Source organism: Chamaesiphon sp., from assembly GCF_041737865.1.
Lineage (GTDB): Bacteria > Cyanobacteriota > Cyanobacteriia > Cyanobacteriales > Chamaesiphonaceae > Chamaesiphon.
Window position 1 is genome coordinate 1 of the sequence record NZ_JBGSQZ010000117.1, and the last position, 20219, is coordinate 20219.

25 protein-coding genes are annotated in these 20219 nt (G+C 42.4%); 8 read left to right on the plus strand and 17 right to left on the minus strand.

Annotation, left to right across the window (positions count from 1 at the left end):
* The first annotated feature begins 90 nt into the window (after window positions 1–90).
* Both ACEW9J_RS08320 and ACEW9J_RS08325 read left to right on the plus strand, forming a co-directional pair.
* On the plus strand, window positions 91–648 hold the full coding sequence (locus ACEW9J_RS08320; RefSeq protein WP_373544669.1) for a hypothetical protein: 558 nt from the start codon (window positions 91–93) through the stop codon (window positions 646–648).
* Complete coding sequence (locus ACEW9J_RS08325) at window positions 645–1130, plus strand: hypothetical protein (protein WP_373544670.1); 486 nt, start codon at window positions 645–647, stop codon at window positions 1128–1130. The genes ACEW9J_RS08320 and ACEW9J_RS08325 overlap by 4 nt, the downstream gene beginning before the upstream one ends.
* Before the next feature lie 328 nt (window positions 1131–1458).
* Here the strand turns inward: ACEW9J_RS08325 and ACEW9J_RS08330 are convergent, their stop codons facing one another.
* Window positions 1459–2067, minus strand: coding sequence for a hypothetical protein (locus tag ACEW9J_RS08330; protein ID WP_373544671.1), 609 nt, complete (start codon window positions 2065–2067; stop codon window positions 1459–1461).
* A gap of 371 nt (window positions 2068–2438) precedes the next feature.
* Between ACEW9J_RS08330 and ACEW9J_RS08335 the strand changes: the two genes are divergently transcribed.
* Window positions 2439–2924, plus strand: a complete 486-nt coding sequence (locus tag ACEW9J_RS08335) for a helix-turn-helix domain-containing protein (RefSeq protein ID WP_373544672.1) — start codon at window positions 2439–2441, stop codon at window positions 2922–2924.
* Here the strand turns inward: ACEW9J_RS08335 and ACEW9J_RS08340 are convergent, their stop codons facing one another.
* The 14 genes from ACEW9J_RS08340 to ACEW9J_RS08405 all read right to left on the minus strand — a co-directional run bounded on the left by ACEW9J_RS08340 (window position 2925) and on the right by ACEW9J_RS08405 (window position 12652).
* Complete coding sequence (locus tag ACEW9J_RS08340; protein WP_373544673.1) at window positions 2925–4619, minus strand: DEAD/DEAH box helicase; 1695 nt, start codon at window positions 4617–4619, stop codon at window positions 2925–2927.
* Window positions 4620–4666: 47 nt separating this feature from the next.
* Window positions 4667–5077, minus strand: a complete 411-nt coding sequence (locus ACEW9J_RS08345) for a hypothetical protein (protein ID WP_373544674.1) — start codon at window positions 5075–5077, stop codon at window positions 4667–4669.
* A gap of 242 nt (window positions 5078–5319) precedes the next feature.
* A complete protein-coding gene (locus tag ACEW9J_RS08350) occupies window positions 5320–5775 on the minus strand; it encodes a DUF2227 family putative metal-binding protein (protein ID WP_373544675.1) in 456 nt (151 codons plus the stop codon).
* Window positions 5772–6473: a tetratricopeptide repeat protein gene (locus ACEW9J_RS08355; protein WP_373544676.1), complete on the minus strand. Its 702-nt coding sequence runs from the start codon at window positions 6471–6473 to the stop codon at window positions 5772–5774. Before ACEW9J_RS08355 ends, ACEW9J_RS08350 begins: the two co-directional genes overlap by 4 nt.
* Before the next feature lie 31 nt (window positions 6474–6504).
* Window positions 6505–7326 carry a DUF488 family protein gene (locus ACEW9J_RS08360; protein ID WP_373544677.1) on the minus strand — a complete coding sequence of 274 codons (822 nt, stop codon included), beginning with the start codon at window positions 7324–7326 and terminating at the stop codon, window positions 6505–6507.
* Window positions 7327–7329: 3 nt separating this feature from the next.
* The gene (locus ACEW9J_RS08365) at window positions 7330–7899 is read right to left on the minus strand and encodes a hypothetical protein (protein ID WP_373544678.1); all 570 of its coding nucleotides are present in this window, start codon (window positions 7897–7899) and stop codon (window positions 7330–7332) included.
* Between the two features lie 56 nt (window positions 7900–7955).
* Window positions 7956–8597, minus strand: coding sequence for a hypothetical protein (locus tag ACEW9J_RS08370; protein WP_373544679.1), 642 nt, complete (start codon window positions 8595–8597; stop codon window positions 7956–7958).
* On the minus strand, window positions 8594–8971 hold the full coding sequence (locus ACEW9J_RS08375; protein ID WP_373544680.1) for a hypothetical protein: 378 nt from the start codon (window positions 8969–8971) through the stop codon (window positions 8594–8596). The genes ACEW9J_RS08370 and ACEW9J_RS08375 overlap by 4 nt, the downstream gene beginning before the upstream one ends.
* A 31-nt stretch (window positions 8972–9002) precedes the next feature.
* Window positions 9003–9254, minus strand: coding sequence for a hypothetical protein (locus ACEW9J_RS08380; protein WP_373544681.1), 252 nt, complete (start codon window positions 9252–9254; stop codon window positions 9003–9005).
* Window positions 9255–9400: 146 nt separating this feature from the next.
* Window positions 9401–9724 (minus strand): hypothetical protein, encoded by a 324-nt coding sequence (locus ACEW9J_RS08385; RefSeq protein WP_373544682.1) that lies wholly within the window; start codon window positions 9722–9724, stop codon window positions 9401–9403.
* 65 nt (window positions 9725–9789) lie between these two features.
* A complete protein-coding gene (locus ACEW9J_RS08390) occupies window positions 9790–10491 on the minus strand; it encodes a hypothetical protein (RefSeq protein ID WP_373544683.1) in 702 nt (233 codons plus the stop codon).
* 797 nt (window positions 10492–11288) lie between these two features.
* Complete coding sequence (locus tag ACEW9J_RS08395) at window positions 11289–11471, minus strand: hypothetical protein (protein WP_373544684.1); 183 nt, start codon at window positions 11469–11471, stop codon at window positions 11289–11291.
* An 86-nt stretch (window positions 11472–11557) separates the two neighbouring features.
* On the minus strand, window positions 11558–12400 hold the full coding sequence (locus tag ACEW9J_RS08400; RefSeq protein ID WP_373544685.1) for a DUF5895 domain-containing protein: 843 nt from the start codon (window positions 12398–12400) through the stop codon (window positions 11558–11560).
* Between the two features lie 39 nt (window positions 12401–12439).
* Window positions 12440–12652 carry a hypothetical protein gene (locus ACEW9J_RS08405; protein ID WP_373544686.1) on the minus strand — a complete coding sequence of 71 codons (213 nt, stop codon included), beginning with the start codon at window positions 12650–12652 and terminating at the stop codon, window positions 12440–12442.
* Window positions 12653–12908: 256 nt separating this feature from the next.
* On the opposite strand from ACEW9J_RS08405, the gene ACEW9J_RS08410 reads away from it, so the two are divergent.
* The 5 genes from ACEW9J_RS08410 to ACEW9J_RS08430 all read left to right on the plus strand — a co-directional run bounded on the left by ACEW9J_RS08410 (window position 12909) and on the right by ACEW9J_RS08430 (window position 15397).
* Window positions 12909–13139 carry a ribbon-helix-helix protein, CopG family gene (locus ACEW9J_RS08410; RefSeq protein ID WP_373544687.1) on the plus strand — a complete coding sequence of 77 codons (231 nt, stop codon included), beginning with the start codon at window positions 12909–12911 and terminating at the stop codon, window positions 13137–13139.
* Between the two features lie 258 nt (window positions 13140–13397).
* Window positions 13398–13949 (plus strand): hypothetical protein, encoded by a 552-nt coding sequence (locus ACEW9J_RS08415; RefSeq protein WP_373544688.1) that lies wholly within the window; start codon window positions 13398–13400, stop codon window positions 13947–13949.
* A gap of 17 nt (window positions 13950–13966) precedes the next feature.
* Entirely contained in the window at window positions 13967–14917 is a 951-nt protein-coding gene (locus ACEW9J_RS08420) for a hypothetical protein (RefSeq protein ID WP_373544689.1), read from the plus strand.
* An 8-nt stretch (window positions 14918–14925) separates the two neighbouring features.
* On the plus strand, window positions 14926–15153 hold the full coding sequence (locus ACEW9J_RS08425; protein ID WP_373544690.1) for a hypothetical protein: 228 nt from the start codon (window positions 14926–14928) through the stop codon (window positions 15151–15153).
* Window positions 15154–15175: 22 nt separating this feature from the next.
* Window positions 15176–15397, plus strand: coding sequence for a hypothetical protein (locus ACEW9J_RS08430; RefSeq protein WP_373544691.1), 222 nt, complete (start codon window positions 15176–15178; stop codon window positions 15395–15397).
* Window positions 15398–15503: 106 nt separating this feature from the next.
* Here ACEW9J_RS08430 and ACEW9J_RS08435 read toward each other — a convergent pair whose 3' ends face one another.
* Together ACEW9J_RS08435 and ACEW9J_RS08440 are read right to left on the minus strand one after the other, a co-directional pair.
* Window positions 15504–16532, minus strand: coding sequence for an ABC transporter substrate-binding protein (locus ACEW9J_RS08435; RefSeq protein WP_373544692.1), 1029 nt, complete (start codon window positions 16530–16532; stop codon window positions 15504–15506).
* Between the two features lie 292 nt (window positions 16533–16824).
* On the minus strand, window positions 16825–20219 hold a 3395-nt coding region (locus tag ACEW9J_RS08440), incomplete at its 5' end, for a response regulator (RefSeq protein WP_373544693.1).

Consider the following 20219-nt stretch of genomic DNA (forward strand, 5'->3'; position numbering starts at 1 on the left):
TAATTTAACTTAATATTTTCAACTATTAATCCTTTTAATGGTCAGTTTTACCATTTCAAAATTTAGATGAAATCGGCTTAACACCTATATTTGTTGTCCTGTCTAAGTTTGAGGAGGCTATGTCTCATCGAACTCAGGTCAAAAGGGAAGCTGGAGTGGCAGGGGTATCTAATTGGCTGGCACCGAGATTACTTTGCACCTGCACTACTTAAAGCGGGTGAGGGATTGCCTGTCGCTAGTCAAAGTCGGCAGTTGGAAAAGTCGCGAACTAAATGTCCGACTTGCGATCTAGCTCTAGCTAAAGTGCCAAGCAAGAAGGTTGCCAAGGGGTATTTTCTTAAATGTGAGGAGTGTAAGGCTGAAGATGGAAAAGACTTGGTTTTATTCTGGTCGGATCGGGTAGGCAAGTGGCAAGCTCCCCAAGCTAACACCACAACTGAATCAAAGCGCACAGATTATCCTTGTCCGGTTTGTAAACAGAAACTGGAGGAATATAGCTATCAAAAGGACGGTGAATCTAAGTCGATGTTAAGATGTTCTGACAAAGCTGCTCGTACTCAAGCCAAACATAAAGGTGTTGCCTATTTTGCTAGCAAGAGTGGTGGTTGGTGGTCGAAAGAATTTGGTAATTTGGAGAGTAAAGTATGAATGTTCAGCAATCGATTTTCAAAGAACCAATTGACAACGACACTGCTTGCTTAATTCATTTAATCGATCGACAGATTGTGAAGCCGATTCCAGATATCGATCTAGTGCTGGCAATTGAAGAGATAGAGGTAGGTGGACTTACTTTCTTTCCAAGGTTTTATCATGAGCTATTAGATTCAGCTTGGAATTACTCATTTAGAAAACTCGCTCAATCTTCTACAGCTAGTTCTCTTTCTATTGACGTTGAAAATAGAGTTGCCATCAATTTGTATTTTGCTGGCGGTTTATCATCAATCTTATTCTTCTTTTGCTCTACCCCTATTTATTTTCAGTGCCAGATCTGCATACTTTTTTTTGGACTTGCTATCGTGATGATAGCTTGGAGAAAGAGACTCGATCGGCAAGTGAGAATTTGTCAGGATAGGCTAAAAATAGTTGGATATTTAATGGAGCGCAACCTTAATAGTCAGCAAATTAGCTGAATTTAGCTCTTTGAAATTTTCGATTTCTATAAATCTTATCAGCGTAAAGCACAAGCGCGAGTAACTGTGACAGGTCGCTTGTGCTTTTAGCATAACTTTAACAATTTAAAATTTCAATATCCAACTCATCTTTTATTAGATGTAACTTTGAATTTTTAATAATTTTAATTCGATTGACGACATTCGTAGTTCCATATCTCATCTTTAATTCACAAAGCCTTTGTTTTGATAGTGTTGGTATCTTCATCTAATAAAATCTCTGAAAAACTTTCATCTAGAATATGTGTTGTTAGATTAGTTAGAAACTAATTAACGGCGAGTTGCTGACCTATTTGTCAGTGATAGCTGTAGCAATAATTGCGACAGCTTGTGCAGCAGTTTTCCAGTCGATCGGGGTAAAAGTCTTCCCTAATTTTACCCCACTGGTCGTAAAATAGACCTCGCCAATATTGGGAATTATCATTCGATCGCTGAGATCTGATTCTTCAATTGTCATACCAATCTGTCTCGCAAAGCTTACTTTTTGTTGTGTAATTGTTGCACGATCGATCTTCTGTTGTACTTGACGCTCTAAAAAATCAGCCACATCGACTCGCCATTTTGGTAATCGTCTTTTAATGGCAATGACAATTCCTTTTGCTGGCTTATCCCACTCAACTTGATAGGGCGTGGAAACTCTAAATCCCATCCCAAACATTGCGGGATGCTCCATCTCAATAACTGGTTCGACAGCTAACCTGCCTTTGAGATTGATATAGATGACTATACTCAGATTATTTCGATTAAATACGGCGATCCTACTTTCTCCAATCGATGGATTGTAATTAGGATTTAGTCGTAATTCCCAAATCTCTGTGCGGCATAACCGCTCCAGTATCTGATTAGCGTAAGTTTCGATATCGTTGGCAATTTGGGCTTGAACTTCTAATTGAATCATGCCGTAGTTATTCCTCAAGCTGATTTTGGATAATTATCAGAAATTTTGTTGCTAATTAGTAAAACTCTGCTTTTGTCTATATTTCAAGTATCTATTTAATTGCTTGTTCTGTTGAATTTTAAATCTAATTTCAAGCTCAATTCTGAATGAGAGTGAAATCTAGATTTGACATTTATTTGTTTGCACAAAATAGCAGGTGCTTTTTTGACTGCTAAGAGCTTGTAATATTAGTAACTTAATTTAAGTATATCAACTATGTGCAATCTTAACAATGCACATAGTTGATATACTTAAATCGATCGACTATGTGCATAGTTGATAGTGGTGAACTGTAATAAGCTAAAATTAACCAAAACAAGCGATCGATCTAAATGCAGTCAGAAAACCCCGACAAAATATTAAGTTTTGATTGCCACCTCAAAAACATACTAGAAACGCACAGCATGTATCAATCTCAGTTGCGTCAAATTACTGGTTTATCCACAGGCACGGTGCGGCAACTGATGCGAGGAAATACTGTCGAGCGCATCGACAAGGGCACGTCGCAGAAAATCCTACTGGCTTTGGATTGCCAGTTCTATGAATTGTGGAATGTTGGTTGGGGCGAAGAGTTTGTCAGGTTAGCTGTGCCGAATGGACTGACGTTGAAGTTTAACTGTCAACTGTCCGGCTTACTGGAGGGCACCGGAATGAATCAGAAGGATCTCAGCCGATTGACTGGCTTGTCTACTGGGACGATCGGTACTCTTTATGGCGGAGCGGATGTAAAACGCATCGATAGAGGGACTTCCGAGAAAATCTTGCAGGCTTTGGATTGTCGGTTCGATCGGTTATGGCAAATTTCTTGGAGTGATTGACTAGTAGCAAAGCTCGAATGTTTGCGCTGGTTCGATTACGGTAAGCTCGACTGATATCGATGTGCCTAACAGATCGGACAAGATGCTAGTTAATTCAGGAACTTTTTTGAGTGCAATACTTTTCATCGCTTCTGACTTCATGCGAACGATTGCCCGATCTTCCACGATTGATTCGAGGGTGCCAAATAGCTCAAATAAGCTGGGATTGCCTGAGTACATGCGTTGGAGTGCAATTATCCAAAGGTCATGAATAAATTCACCATTTTCAGTTTGAGGGGTATTTCGCGGTGCTTTCCATTCAGCAAACTTATATTTTGCCCAGCCATGATGGTAGTCGAGCTGTTTACCCAAGTATTTCCAAGCAACTAAGGGCGGTTGTTCTTGGGATTTGAGCAGTTCGTTAACACACCAACTTTTGCGATGATCGTGTTCTGTTTGGATCGATACTAGCCAGTCGATTCGATCGAACCAGAGTAAAACTTCTGGAGTTAAAGCTGTTTTAGCAATTTCCAGGATCTTGATTCCGGTGGGAGTGAGATCGATTTCTACTTCGACTACTTCGCCCGTTGGTTGACGTTGGAGTTTTTTTGTTTTGTCTCTGGGTTTGACCTTTACGCCATCTAAGCTCCACTGGCGATCGTCGCAGGGTAAGCCGTGTCGATCCCAGTTATCAGCCATGTCAATGATGACGGCATGTTCTTTACCTTCACATGGTCTGAGGGCACGACCGACCATTTGGAGATATCTACCCAGACTAGCTGTGGGTCTAGCTAAAATAACTCCATCGAGTCCTGGGATATCCAAGCCTTCATCAAAGAGAGCACAGTTGGTCAGTACTTTAATTTGACCCGCTCGAAATGCTGTCATTGTTTGCGATCGCTCTATTGTGGTTGAGTTACCGTCTAAATGAGCTGCTGTAATTCCTGCCGCGTTGAAGTGGGCGGAAATTGCAATTGAATGTTCGATGTTAACGCAGAAGACCACTGCTTGCTTACCGTTCATGTAGTCACAGTAGGCTTTAATTAGATCTCCAGCTAAACCCTCAACGGGGTTGGCGGTGGCAACATCACTGGATTTATAATCGCCACCCTTTTTGCCAACCCCAACAATCGACATCGATCGTTCGGTGGCAAAGTATTTGTAGGGACTGAGTGCACCCAAATCGATGAGTTCGCGAGTAGTTGCCCCAGTTATCATATTGCTGAAAATATCTCTAAAGCCGCTCCGATCTAGACGGATCGGGGTTGCTGTTACGCCTAGCACTTTGGCAGTGGGAAAATAATTAAGGATTGTACGATAAGTTTTTGAGGTGGCATGATGGCATTCATCGACAATAATCAGATCGAATTTGGGGCAATGATGCAGGCGTTTAACCATGCTTTGAACTGAGCCAACTTGAATGGGCAGATTATAATTTGGCTGATATCCAGCTTTGATAATTCCAGGCTCTTGCCCGACGATTGCGGCTAACTTATCAGCAGCTTGAGTGATTAGTTCTTCGCGGTGCGCTAATAGCAAGCATTTTGCACCAGATTTAAGGGCAATATCAATCAAATGTGCTGAGACGATTGTTTTGCCGCCACCCGTACTCAACTGGAGTAATAGCGATGCCGAGTTTGTAAAGATCTCAATCGCTTCATCTGCTAGAGATTGCTGGTATGGTCGGAGTTGGTATGCGGTTATCGGAGACATCATTTATACTGCTTTATTTTAGTTGGTCGTACTATACTTCATTAGGTCAATCAATCTAATTCTTTGAAGGATTCTAGTAGATTATTTACTTTCAGTTGTCGATCGCGGTAATCCGTACCAATTTCAGTATTCAATAATGATGAGACATCGCCACTTATTTCCTGCATACTTGGTGAGAGATGCCCTCTGAGGACATCTCTCTCTTGCTCTAATCGCACAAAAAGACTACCAAGCGTGGCTTGAAATGGTTCGTAGTATTCAGACCATAAATCTGCTCTTTTTGCCTGAAGTAACTTTCTTTCAACATCGTTTGCTACAACTGATTCATCTTGTATTTTTACGTCGAACTGAATAATTTTGACTATTTCAGCAGCAAGTGTATCTAGAGTAGCTGCTGCAATTTCTTTTAAGGCATCTGGAGCAATGACCCGATCTAGATAGTACCAATCTGAAGCCGTCAATGACTCGATACCTGATGGAAATCTGTAGGTTGAGTTTCCGTGATTGAGGTCGTGTTTTCCGTATTTAATATAATATTCTCCATTTTTAATAACAAGGTATAACCTTGTTATTGGTAGGAAATTTAGATTTGTTTTGTATATATAATACAATGTCATCGATTCTTGACCCCTTCTGCCTGTTTCAATGATTTGATATAGTTCTCTTGTATCGAACAAAGACTTGATAAATTGTTTCATGATTTTTAGTTACGATTTAAGCCTGGGGTATAATCCATAATCAGATGCACGAAACATGAAGCTTCTAGCCCCAAAAACACAGCTCCTAAAGTTTCGCGGTTATGCCACAGCAAGTTAGTGGGATTATAGCTAGTTATTAACATCCAAAAGAGTGCAGGAATAGCGATGTAAATCATGCGAGACAGCGTTCCGACAATTGGAAGATGGGAAAATCCTCGATGTCCAGAAGCTTTTCGATAGGGTTTCCACAGTGGTGAGAGAATACTCAGTCTTTGGCTAGGGCGGGATTGTTTGAGGTCGATATCGGGACTCAGCCAGATCCCTCCTGCTAAATACGATCCGATCGCGATTATTGGTGCTAAAGGTGCGTGGATAATCGTGGGGAGATAAATGACTGTTACGATGACTGCTGGAGGAAGTATGACTAAGATCGCCAAGTCGTGAGCTTTACCGCTACTCATGGTAGTTCGATGCCTCTCTCGTCAGCTAACTGGTAATCGACGGCGGCTCCATCTCGGTCGTCTAGCTTATACTCCTTTAATAGTCCTCGATTGTAGTAAAGCTTTGGATCGTCAGGATCTATTTCGATCGCCCGATCGTAATCGGCTAAAGCAGCCTCATAATCTTCAAGTTCGATCGACTTCAGGGCAGCGCGATTAGAATAGGCAGCAATATCATTGGGATTGAGTTCGATCGCCAGATTATAGTCAGCTAAAGCACCCTGGATATCTCGTAGTCTCGCCCTTAATAGTCCGCGATTATTATAGGAGATGATGTCATCGGGGTCTATTTCGATCGTGCGAGTGTAATCAGCTAAAGCACCTGAAAAATCCTGGAACTCTAAGTGTTTAAGGGCAGCACGGGCACCATAGGCGCGAGCATAGTTAGGATTTAGGGCGATCGCCTGATTGTAGTCAGTTAGTGCCCCGTAGTAATCTTGGAATTGTGTCTCTTTCAGGTAGCCGCGATTGTATAAGGCGTAGTGATTTTTTGGGTTGAGACTCAGACCACGATTTAAGTCGGCTAGTCCACCCTGATAGTCTTCGAGCTGCATGATTCTGATGTAACCGCGATTGATATAGGCATCGGCATTATTTTGGTGTGCTTGCAGAGTTGCTGTTAATAGAGCTTCTAATTTTGTAGCAAAAGTGTTATCCATGTCGATCGCGGTTGCCTAATATTGATTTTGGTTAACTTTTGTGAGTAATAGAACTAGATCCACCTGTGCGATCCTGGAGTTGTAAAGCGATTTCGACACGATGGCATTGCTTATGATTTTTCTCTGCACATACTAGCAAAACGTTTCCTGTCCTGAGCAGATTGGTGACTTGTGAGAGGGCGACTCTAGCTTGAGTAAGGTCTGGGGGAATCCAGAGGCTCGTGCCGCTAGTATTCCCTAGCTGTGGTAAAGACTGATATTTGACTGTGTGGTCTGTACAGAAGTTAGAAATTGAACTGCCGTCCCAAATTGGACTCCAAGCATGAGGTTTCGCTCGAACATCGATGAGAGTCGAGATGGAGTTGCGATCGAAGCATTCCAGTAATTCGGTATAATCTGTCCGATTTCCATAGCCAAATGTGTAAATATCGTGGAACTTAATTCTGGCAGCTTGATAGGCAATTCGGACTCGATCGAGCAATTCTGGCGATAGCTCCCAGAGTCCTTGCTGTCCTCTAGCGGGGATTGGCTCGATCGGGGTAATATCTTCGAGCTGCCAGCCGATATTACCTGGGATGAACCAAGGAGATGATGATGCAGTGATATTGCCAGTAAATTTAGCGATCGCGATAATTTGTCCTGGTGGATCGTCTGATTGTTTGACTTTGGTTGCGGTTATCCTCTCGATCGCTTGTTGAGCTTGAGTATCCCATTTACTACCGCTGTGGATGGCAAGATAGCTGCCCGTTGGTAGAGGGCATTCCCAAGATCTGTTTTCGAGGGGTTTTCCTAGTTTGGCGATCGCATAACTCCAAGGTCTATGCAAGGTGATTCCACGTATTAATTGCTTCATTTTTTATGCTGCGGTGATAATTGGCTGACGATGAAATCCTGGAATTCGATCGTAAGGTAAGCGAATGACTGGGCTGGGATATTGGTACCCATCTTTGCGCCAAACAAACCATTGGCAGTACGCTGAATCGGTGCTGAACTTACCGCTTTTTGAGCTTTTCGCAAAACAATAGCGGGGCATTTTGATGGCTAAACTTTCGGGGTTGTCTGCCCACCAGTCATATCGACTTTTATTTTTATCGCTCACCAACATCTCGTCGGCAGTGACGCGGAGGAGCATTGCTACTCCTACTTTTGCATAGACTAAAGCATGTTGCAGGATGGGAAGATAGTTATTGAACGGTGGATTAGTCACTACCCAGTCAACTCCTTGCGGAAACTTATATTCCCAGTTGTGCGTTAGTGCCGCATCTCGATCGAAGTCACAGCTCATCCCATAGTAAAAATCGTTCGTCCAGATTCGCTTAATTCCCTCCTTCCATTCCAGCACTTTGACGATCGCCCGATCTTCTCCAGCGCAGCATTCAAAAACCGAGCCTTGAATGTTTGCATATTTAATCAAAGATTCAGTCATCCAGCTTGGAGTTGGGTAGCAATCGTTTTCAACTCTACCTGTCATCGATTCAGCCATTAGTTGATTGTCAGGTATTCATGAATGGGGAAAAGTGCTCCGGTTTCGCATAACCTATCGCCTTCGGTAATTGCGAGATAATCTAGCAGGTGCTGATGCTCTTTCTTATTTCGCCAGAACCATCCGGTACCATCGATCGATTTGGCACCGCACTTGTGGCACCACCACAGCCAGCGATAGGTGTTCACTCCGACATGGGTGGGGAAATTCTGGCACCACTGCTCGATCGTTTGATGTTTCCACTCGGTAGTGCCGCCGACGAAAACTAAGTCTGCATCTGAGGGGACATCCTCGACCATCTGCCCATCTTGAACGGCGTAAGCTAAGTGCCACCCATAGGTACTGCGAAGCCTGTTGCTCCACCGATCCCACTGCTTGCGCGTGGCAAGGCAGTCGCCAACGACATCGGGACAGACGATCCATCTTGGTGTTTTGCCACTGAGCTTAACCTTGTCGAGATGGTTGAGGAATTTTAGCTCTGACCACTCTAGATCGTTCTTCCAAGCGGCGTAGACGGCATTATCGAGGGCAAAATCTAATGAGTGGTTCCAGTATCCGCCTGGGGAAAAGAGATTTCCAACGCGGTGACGGTATTGTCGGGGAATGAAATTGAGGCTATGTGCGCCGACGAGGATATTCATAATGTTTTTGCCTTTTCATGAACATTCTCCCAGCGTTTCCTTGCAGTTCTCTCAGCTTCCAAGCAGACCATGCCGACCATTTGCTGTGAATTAAGATCGTAACCAGAGTGAGCGCAAGCGTCTTTAAGCCAAGGAGAGGTAATTAGTTCTTCTTTGTGGATGCAACGGTAATTATTGATATCAGAGCCACGCCACTTCAGATTGCAGTAACAAATAGGTGGGTTAATCATCCCAGATCCCGATGCTTCGCAACAGGAGCATAAATAATTGACATAGCCACTAATTCCAGCTCCACCGGATCGTGCTAAGATTCGACCGCCGCAATGACTGCAAGCATGGTTGGTTAATGAATAGCTAGTTGGTTGTTTGGGCATGGCATGTATTTGAAAAATTGGTGGATATTAGCTACAAGCGAGGCATGGAATTGGTATCAAAGAATTCACCTAATGTTAATAAGCCCGTGTGATTTGTTGAGAAGCCAAATTGTAAAAAATAAGAGGATGTATCTTGACTTTGCCTAGCTGTATAAATATCATTGTCAGATCGTTCTCGATAGTAATTGACAATTTTTAACCATTTTTCTTTATTATTGACAAATCCCCAGTTAATATTGGTGTCCCAGTCGAAAGAAAGCCAGTTTTTATTTTCCTTATTCATACCGCAAAATCGAAAACTATACTTATTATTCCCTTGAATGACTTATAATCTACTGCTAACGATCGACTATTTAGCTTAAAACGGTTGAGGGCGACCATTTTTATTAATTACAAATACTTTTATAATTTTAGGATGTGAAGTTATCACTATATTTCAATTCCTAACTTTTTACTGGGCACCCCTGCACTAATGGCAGTCAATTTAGCAACAATCAGATCGATCGAGTCATTAATATCGAAATGGGTGAATTTAATCGATTTGCGACCGCCGATCGAATGAATATGCACCATCCCGTTGCTGCTAAAGCTAACACTAGATTGGCTCATTTTAAAGCGGAGATAAGCACCTTCTTCGCCACCATAATCGTCAGACTCGATCGTCACTAGATCGTTCCAATTATCGCGCCCTAAAAATAGGGTACGTCCGATCGCACATTTGATTCGATAAATATCCTTAACCTTAATCTGCATTTTATTTCTCCTTGTTAAATAATTCTTTTTCTATTTTGTCGGATCGTACTTAAAATTCAAGTAGGTTACAAATTATTATCTTTTAAATATTGAGCGCGAAATCCTTCCTTGCTCATTCGACTGACTTGTTTAATCGACCATTGGGGACAAACTTTCAAAGTTTTTGCCGATTTTGCTAGTTCTGCCAGTGAGCTATCTTGAGTTAGCTCGATAATTAATTCAGCGATTACCCCACAGCACCCTTTGGGATTGGTAACTATTTGTCGCTCGGTAAACCGGACTACAATCCAGCCCTTGCCTAGTAAATAGCGATCGTGCTGTTTATCCGCCTCGTTATTATCCCAACAGTGGCATGGTGTTCCCAAATCATCTTGATATGGTGCATCAATTTCAATAGCCATACCTAATCCATTGGGAATGATTAGTTCGATCCCAGTCGTGTAAGACAAACCAGATCGAGAATTATAGAGATGTCCACATGTCGCAGTGCCAGGAAGTTGTTTGAGGTGTTTGAGAAAGTAGTCGATAACTGGATTTACCAGAGTAGATATTGGTTCGGTCGATTGTCTCAGCTCCAATACGTTATCAGTCCAGTCGATCTGCCCAGACAAGAAAACTCCATTTGGTGCCCTAGCTAGTGATTTCCGCCGCTGGTTACGTTGGGATGCAGAGATTCTTTTCTGGTGTTGATATTTATACGCTTGCTGGGATTGTTGGTATTTTTGGTACCGAATCAGTCCTCCGATCGAAACTGCTATTATCAGCATTAATACCTCAATAGATAGTGTCGTCAGGTAGATTCCCAGCAGGGCGAAGATCGATCCAATCCAGCAGCTACAGACAAAGTAGAAACTGAGACGACTTAATTTTTGTGGCTTGGCAATATAGCTCGATCCTACTGATTTTGTGGAAAAAGATACTGTAGTTAATTGGTTTTGAAGCTTTTTTTCGATGTTTACTGGGTATCTAATGATAGGATAATTGAGCTGCATGATTGATTAGATAGAAAAGATCACGATCGATACCTTCTTTAACCCAACACAATGCTTCTTCAGCAGAGTCGAACTTAGCAATTTCAGTATCTTTATTAATATGCCCATAATTGATGCTAATATTAACTTTCTCAATCCAATTATATTGATTTTAACTCACAACTATAATTTCAATACCATGTCCTAAAAATATATAAAATTATTGAGCCGAGATTTGATTGGTACCCTTCCCAAAAGTATTTATAAATTGCCAATTCAAAGCTAACACCAATCGAGTGAAGGTTTCAATATTCATAAGTTATTTGGAGTCTAATGTGGCTGTGTAGGTAGATACAATTTCTTTGATAGTGCTAACATCAAGCTTCTGTTTAATAGAACGAAGACGATCGCTTAATCCCTTTTTAGTTAAGGTAGTTAAAGAAATAATGTCAGACTGGCTGTAGCCACGATAGAGTAGTTTAACGATGTCGAGTTCGAGTGGATATAAATTTTCCATTGGCGATCGCTGTTGGCTTCGGAGAATTGCTGAAGGTGTTGAATTGCCGAACCGATGACGGCGGTAGAGCAATATATTAGAATCGTTCTTTGGATACTTTATCGGTAAAATACGATCGAATAGCTAATTCCATATTCCGGCGATCCATGCAGCCATTTTTCATCAGAATGTCAAACTTCTGCTCTAAAATTGCATCGATATCCGCAATGGTGGGTTGATATCCCAACATTTGGGCAAGCTTGATAAATTCTTGTTTCACCTGAATTATCTCCAATAACTACATGTAACTCACATCAATGGATTGAGATTTATTAACAGTTCTCAATCCATTAATGTTGCCATAACTTACCCCTCAATTTCACCAGCTTCAATCTGTGCCATTGTGGGCAGATAAAGCTCACTGGTAGGTACGATTAAGTCGAGAAAGCGATCGGCAATCGCATCATCACGTCCGAGGAAAAATGATTCCCAGTTGTCTTGCGTAGGGGATAGATGGCTGTCTACTTTGCAAGCAGGGCTTTTAGCCCCCGTACCAGCGAGTTCGCGCTTGGTAGTGAACTCGAACACACAGAGACACTGAAAGCGAATATCCTTGGCTCTGGCTGGAATACCGTTAGCGATCGCGTGAAATTTTGTCACTTCAGTTACCAGTTGTTGCCAGTGGGAGTTAAACGAAGCTTGGTTCGCCCCTTTTCCTATATATGCAAAGGCAATCTCATGGAGTGGCTGGTTATTTTTGTCTATTAGGAGAACTTCGTAGGCTTGTCCAGTCCCAAATTGCTCGCGATTGGAATACTTAGACTTTTGGTAAGCTCCTACGACATGAAGGCGTTCTTCTTGACGCGAAAGAACGCGATCGAAAGCAAAAAGGGGACTGCGGGGAACGACGAGCATCCGAGGATTTTGGACTAACAACCCCCGTTCTTTTCCGCCGGAATTATAGTGATATTCGATTAATTCACTGTCATTTACATAACCCCAACCAGCTTTAGCTAAATCTGCCTCGGTAATGAAGTATCCGCGTTCTTCTTTGCCATTTTCTCCACGCAAGGCGGTAATTTTTGGTAGTCGCGCATTGGTATCGACATATTCTGGTGCCGCAAACCTATCTCTGGTTACTGTGGTTAAAGCTGTGGGTTGAACTGGAGTAATAGCCGATGTTTCAATTGGTTGTGCTGTGGCTTTCATTTGTTTTTTTGTTTGAGTGGTTTGTGGTGTGACTCTACGCTATTTAGGATTAGCTGCCATGTCAACGATCTCGCTCATGGTTTTGATCCCCTCCGATTGCCATTCACCTGCATTGAAAATATACAGATGGTACCCGCCTTCAACGCAGTCAACAGTGCGGAATAGTTGACGTGTGGATGCTAATTGATAAGTACGCATATCCCTTTGACGATCGATCGGGAAAGCGTATTCTTCTAGTTTTGATTCACTCATTTTATTTACTCAAGGATTTTAGTCTCTTCCTTTTTTCATTATAACACAACTTACACAAAATAATTGTGTAAAAGTTTTGTGTAAATATTTAACCAAGATAGGTAAAATTTGTTGTAGCGCAATAGACTCAAACAGAGAGTAGACAGGCAAGTACCAATAGCGTACTGTGCAACATCAGACTAATATCAGCGAAGATGAGCTTATTTAGGCATAAACTTGCTGTGTTAAAATAAGGAAAAGAAAATTACCAAAGAAAATGCCTAAAGCTCGTCGTTATCCAGTTGAATCAGCGAACGTAGTGAACGTAGGGACAGAAAAAGGCACTTTTTGGCAAGAAGTGCTTACGCCAAAGGTTAGAAAAGTGCGTCTGGGGTTAGACATCTCGGAAGATTTAGACAATCAGCTAACTGAAAAGGCTAAGGAATTGAAGCAGAGCAAATCCGAACTGGTACGAAAGCTGATTAAGTGGGGGCTAGAGAGAGGTTAAGGCGATCGCGACTGCAATTTTGGTTATCGGAAAACGAGCTAAAACCCCCGCTTTCAAGCGTGGAGATGTAAGCGGCTGCGGCTTTAGCCGCAGGATGCGCTCAGAAATAGTACGTGGCTAGATCGGCATTGTATCGATCTAGCCACGGATAGCGATTAATGTGATTTTGATTGTGGATCGGGGCATACTAAGTACAGACTAGTAACGAGCATCCGCAAAAGCCGTCCTATAAGGACGGGATTTCTACCCAATTTTCTGATGAGTTTTGATGTTGACTTGATTGTTGAAACTGAAGACCGAGTAAAGCTCGAACAAGATAAACATGACTGGATTTTTCTATACGGTTCCGATCTACTTCAGAGATCGATGATTCAGGGATACGATTCAGAGCGGAGATATGTAGCCGAGCGATTGGCGATCGAACATCCAGGCTTCAAGGAACCAGCTCAGGACAAGCTGATTCGCAAAACTGACAGTCCACCTGACGCATGTTTGAAAGCTTGTGCCAAGTACGAGGGGTCTTATTGTTCGGAAATGGGTTTCTACTCGCCAAGATACTATGTAACATTCGACAACTATTTAGGCAGTCATCAGATTATCAAAGCAATTCCTCATCCTTATCAGATGTCGAAATCCGATCGGCTTTATTCACAAAAAGATTGGGTATTACGTCCGATTGGTGCCTTGGGTCTGCTTTTCACACCTCTAGTTTTGCTGGTGATGACATCTGCACCGCATTCTTGCCAACCTTTAACACCAGCACAAGAACAATTGACTAGAGAATTACTCGCGCCCGTACCAATAAATTGACAACAAAGTTTAACATCATGAATAATTATTGGTTTTATGTAGGCGCAATCGGGAGTTTAGCCATTGTCCTAACTAGCTGTGGTGATAATAAGGCAGCCAATCCTGTCAGCCCTAGTCCTGTAGTCACCTCTCGACCCGTTGCTTTCGTGCCAGTAAATCCTGTTGCTGCTTTGGGCACATCCACCACACCGACAATTGGAGGCAAAAAATCTGTACCCATAAGTGTTTCTATGGGCACGATTGCTTCAACTAATGGGGATAACTGGGCAAAAACTGTTTTAAAAGGTCGCTCCGATCCCTTTGCAACTTTGACACTGCAACCGATCGAAGTTGTCGAAGAAAATCTGTTCGATCGCCAGGATCGGATCGCCGTCAAGTCAACGACAGTCAAATCTGGCTTGAATAAATTGCGCCAAATCTTCAAAGTTGCCCCAAATCCAATCACTGGCAGCGGGAAAATTACTAAGAGTTTAGTGGGCACAGACACTGGCATTACTCGCGATCGCCATAACATTTCCTCCATCCCTAAAACTGGCACCAATAAAGCTTTATCAAAGGTCGCTGTTGCTATTAAGCCAATGAGGTCGGGATCTGCTACGGTTGGAAATAGCAACATTCTTGCTAAAACTGGAAATACTAATGTCCTGCGCCCCATGTCAAGTCAAGATCCTAAATCGGAACAAATTGCTGCTAAACCCCTGCAAGCAATGGCGATCGAAGTCTCTGGCGTGATTGAAGTAGAAGGCAAGACGCAAGTTATTGTTAGATTGCCGAATGAATTGTTTAGTCGCTATGTCAATCTTGGCGATCGAGTTGCTAATGATACTGTCTTAGTCAAACGGGTCGAAGCACAGGCAACCTTTTCGCCAACTGTCATCCTTGAAGAGGTCGGCATTGAAGTTGCTCGTAAGATTGGTGAGAAATTAGTAAGCAGCTCCCAATCCAATCCTACTCCAGCAGCTAAATAGAGATCTATATGGAAACCGCAGACAATAATATCGAACAACAGCTCGCCAACCAGATATCTGAGTTGAAAGAGATTGGCAGCAAACCTAGCCTCTACCAAATTTTGATTTATGATGGCAGCCATTTCCAGGCTGGGAGCGTTGCTTTTCTAACTAACAAGGAGCTATCCGACTTAGTGGCAGAAACAGAACAAACTCATTCATGCCGCGTCCAACCGCTAAAATTTTACTATCCATGATTCAAAAGGTAGACGGATGAATATGGATGCACATGCTCAATTGATGACAGATTATGATGTATCGCGGATGAGAGAAGGAATAGATCCCCTGGAGCTTACCGCAGAATATCGCTATGACATTGGCGAGGTTTGTACATTTATTGTCGATCGAAACTTTCCTTGGCTCCGAAAAGCTCCCGATCACTATTCAATCCGAAAGCGATTCAGTCGGTGGTTTAAAAAACTGATTGCGACTTTTGAGTAATGCGAAGGCATCAATAGAAACCCACAAGAGATATCCCCGATCTATTTTTAGATCGGGGATATCTCTTGGATAGGATTGAGACGCTAGAAGTCTACTATCGTCCCTGTTATTTCGTCATTTGTGTAGCATTGTTTCTAACAAATCGATCGTCAAAAATTCTACTGGTATCTACTTTTGTTTTTGTCAATCCATTTTCAAACAGGAATTTACTGGTTTCTGCGGCTGTTTTAGATAGATAGGTACTGTCATTTCCAGGTTTGAAAGCCTCTACATTTTCCTCAATTGTAAATATCTTAGTGCCATCAACATAGTCGTTATATTCTGCCATGTTAACGCCAGCGCGTTTAGCCATAATGATATTCGATTCCTTAATATTGGCACTATTATTAATGTATTTTATTGTATCAAACCAACTGTCAACTATGGATTGTACTTTTTCAGGATATTGGTTGACAAATTTTCGTTTGAAGACTAAATGATCGGAAATTAGCCCTGGAAAATCCTTTGAACTAAACAACTCTCTACTGCCAGGACGTTTCAAGGCTTTAGTTGTGAATGGTGCAAAAATAGCGGCGGCTTCTACCTGTCCGTTGACGAAAGCATCGGCGGCTTTGCTTGTCTCCATCGACATAAATTTAATATCTTTAATGCTCATCCCAGCTCTTTTAAGGGCTTGTACGAGTAGAAAATGATCTACAGTACCTTCTTCTGCCGCTACCCTTTTACCTTTTAGATCTTTAATTGATTTGATTTTTTCATCAATGACGATGACATCATTTCCAGTCGAGTTGTCGTTTGTCAATACTACTACAAGATCGTTACCTTTAGCGATAGAACTAATTGTATCTCCCAAAGTTTGACTATTTGCATCAATTTTATCAGTCTCTAATGCTGCGATTGAATCGTTATAGTTATCAAACCATTTAGTCTTGACATTAACTTTACGAGCCTCAAATATTTTTTTGTCTTGTGCAACTTGCCAAGGAAACCAGCCCGGCCACGCACTAAACCCTAGCTTCACCTCGCTAGATTCTGGAACAGAAGCAATATTCGGTTGAATCCGATCGACTGAGCTGCATCCTCCTAGTAAGGTTAACAATATTAAGCCAGCAGTTAAAAAAGAACGTTGTTTCATAAAAATGCCTATCAGAGAAATTATACTAAAGTAATTTTGCTTGAACCAAACAATATCGATGCGGATACTAACTTTCAATGCTATCTAACTATATTTATTATGCCCATAAAAATGCTTTATTCTCTATTCCATCGATCGAGTAATTATATTTATAGATTTCTAAAAAAATTAGTCTTGAGCTACATAAAATATTTATTTTGTCAAGTAGATACTGTTTTACTTTTTAGGCATAAGTAGTTTTGTGAGATTGCTACCGTTGGTATTAGCAACTTTCGAGCGGTCGGATAAATTATTACTTTCCAATTAACTGTGTTAAGGTATTTAGCAACTCTTGTTCTTTAAATGGCTTGGAGAAGTAACCACTGGCACCAAGATTCATGGCAATTTTCCGATGCTTGTCGCTGCTACGAGATGTAAGCATTAATACAGGGATATTCTTGAAAGGAGTTAGATCTTTAATGGTAGTCAAGAAGCCATAGCCATCCATTCGCGGCATTTCGATGTCGCAGATTGCGGCTTGTACTACCAGACCCGCCTGGAGTTTTTCAACTGCCTCCTGACCATCTTTGGCTTGTTCGACTAAATAGCCAGATTTTTCTAGCGTTAGAGCGACAAAGCGACGGACGTTAATTGAGTCGTCTATGACCAAAATTCGAGACTTTGGAGTTGGAGTAATTGAGAGGAGGGCGGGTGTATCTGGATTAGGGTCGAGACTGCCAGATAAATTGTTATCGATCCAATCGATCAGTTCGATGGGATCTAGCAGCGGCACGATCCGCCCGTCGCCCAAGATCGTACAACCAGTAAAGCCAGTGGGCATTTTGACATTATCTTGAGGTTGACGAATCGTGACTTCTTGTTCGCCCCAGAATTTATCGATTTCGAGGGCAACAACATCTTGCCCTCGATCGATCGTCAATACTGTCGAACGATCGATAGTTGGCGATGCGAATGTAGTTAGTTGAGAACTAAAATGGGGGATGTGGAGGTAGTTAGCTGGTTGAATTAATCGGATTGAAAAGTTTTCCCACTGCAATATTTTTTGCCCTGCGGTACTGATGATTCGATCGCGATCTAAGAGCATAATCTCTTCGACGACATTGCTGGGAATTGCCAACCACATACTGTTGACCTCTACTAGCAGGATGCGAATCACAGATAAAGTGAAGGGGACGGTAATTGTAAAAGTAGTACCCTTACCAAGTTTGGTACTGACAGAGACATCCCCTTGTAACGATCGAATATTAGTACGTACGACATCCATCCCCACACCACGACCGGATAAGTCAGTGACTTTAGCTGCGGTACTAAAACCAGGCTCAAAGATGAGATCGATCAGCTCGTTGTCTTTGAAGTTAGCAATCTCGACATCGCTCATGCCCATTTTCTTGACTTTGGCACGGATCTTATCGAGGTCGATACCGCCCCCGTCATCTTTGATAGTGATGATGGTTCGATCGCCGCGATAGGTGGCGTTGATTTCGATCGTGCCGATGTCAGATTTACCACTATCGCGGCGAATAGCACTCGATTCGATCCCGTGATCGAAGGCATTACGGACAAGGTGCATCAACGGATCGTTGAGAGCTTCGAGGATACTTCGATCGATCTGGGTGCTACCGCCTTTAAGCTGTAGATCGATTAGTTTGGCATGTTCGGTCGATAAATCCCGAATCGCTCTGGGAAAACGATTGAATAGGTCGGAGATGGGTCGCATCCGTACTTGGGTCAATCCAGTTTGGAGCTGTTTGGCAGTACGATTGAGGTCGCGATTGCTTCGTTCGGTGTCGTTAATTTGGATATCTAAATCGGTAGTAAGTTCGGCAATTTGGATGATATTGTCGATCATTTCCTGAGCTAGGAGATGATTTTCATCATAGCGATCGAATTCGAGTAGGTCTAGCTCGTTAGCATAGTTATTAATTGAACTATTAGTGGTTTCTATTTTTTGGGGCTTCCCACTGACATTATCGTATGCCGATCTAAAGTTGGAGTTAGACTGCTCTAATTGTTTGACTTTAAGCTGGAGATTGAGTATTGACTGGCGGAGTCCTTGTAAGTTGAGATCTAACCTACTTCGATCGATTGTCAGTTCACCAAATAAGTCACCGATTTCTTGTAGCTGTCCGATCGCGACTCGGATTGTTTGTTCGGCAGTTTGAACGGGAGATTGACGGCTAGTAGAATCGTGGTTATTATGTCTGGAATGTGCTGCGTCATTAGCTGCTTCTGGCGCAGCATCGAGCGCACTAAATAATTCTACCGCTTCTCGATCTAGTCGATCTATTTTTGGTTTAGATGTAGTTTCAGCAGGCTCTAGATCTCCGAACAAGCCAGCTAAAGTAGAAAATACCTCTGGGACTTCGCTATCAAAGAACAGATCGCTTGTAAGGTCGATGCTGTCAAATTGATTAAACAAATCGCTTGTAAGCTCAGGGTTGTCAAATTCACTGACAGTTTGGCGTTGAGCTAGATTGGCAATGGGTTCCCGTTCTTCAGATTCGTATGTGATGGTGTTATCGATCTCAACTTGAGTGGCAAACTGGGAGCTAAGTTCGTCAAAGTCGTCCTCGATCGTCGTGAATGCGTCTAAATCGCTGTTAATAAATATTTGAAATTCATTGACATCATCAACATTCTCAAATATGGTCAAATTATCTTGAACGATATTCTCTTCGCTAAAATCAGTAATTGTCTGTGATAGATTGATATCCTCTCGGTCTGGTACTGTCTCTAACTCGTGGATCGATATTTCTGGTTGGGTAATAAAATTGTCTTTAAATTGCTGGAAATCTCGAATAGTTTCTGCTGCTGGGAAAATCGAAGTATCTAATTGAGGCAACTCGATTGCGATCGGGAGATTTTCGATCCGACCGATTAAAACCATTGATTGAGTTCGTCGCCACGCAGCAATAGCTAGATCGGCGATCGATCTTATCTGGTGGGGTTGAGCTTTAATTTGTGCCAGAATAGAGTCACATAACTGACCCAGAGCTGGTAATTCCACCATTTCGGCGAAACCACCCAAGTCTTCAGCACTCGTTACTAGGTTCTCATATATGCTATTAGGATCGTTACTACTGGCAGCAATCGTCTCTTCTAATTGAGTTAAGGAACGTTCTACTTCAGATTCAAATAAAAATGTCAGAACATCTTCACCCGATTCGGATGCCAGCATACTAGCTTCATCTTCAGGATTGAAGTCTCCCAACCGCTCCCGTAACCGATCGAAGATCGGATTTACCTGCGTATTCAACCAACCATTGTCGGCATCTTGACCCTGACGATTGAGCGCGATAATCTGGCGCAACTTATCGATAGTTCCGAGCATCAATGTTTCAATTTCAGCATCTGGTGGAACTGACTTGCCATACTGGATAATCTTGAAATAATCCTCCAAATGGTGTCCTAAACTAGCTAAAGTGGTGAATCCCATCATCGCCGCGCCACCTTTGATCGAGTGTGCTGCGCGTAGCAGCGCGTCTAACTGCTTGCCTGTCACTTTGCCAGTGCCAAGTCCCAGCAGTCCCGACTCGATCGTCTCTAGATAGTCAGTTGCTTCTTCCAAAAACTGGAGTTTAATTTGTTGTTCTCGATCTGAAGTAATCATCAGGGGATGGTGGATGGTGGTTAGTGGCTGGTTAGTGGATGGTGGATGGTGAATGGTGAATGGTGAATGGTGAATGG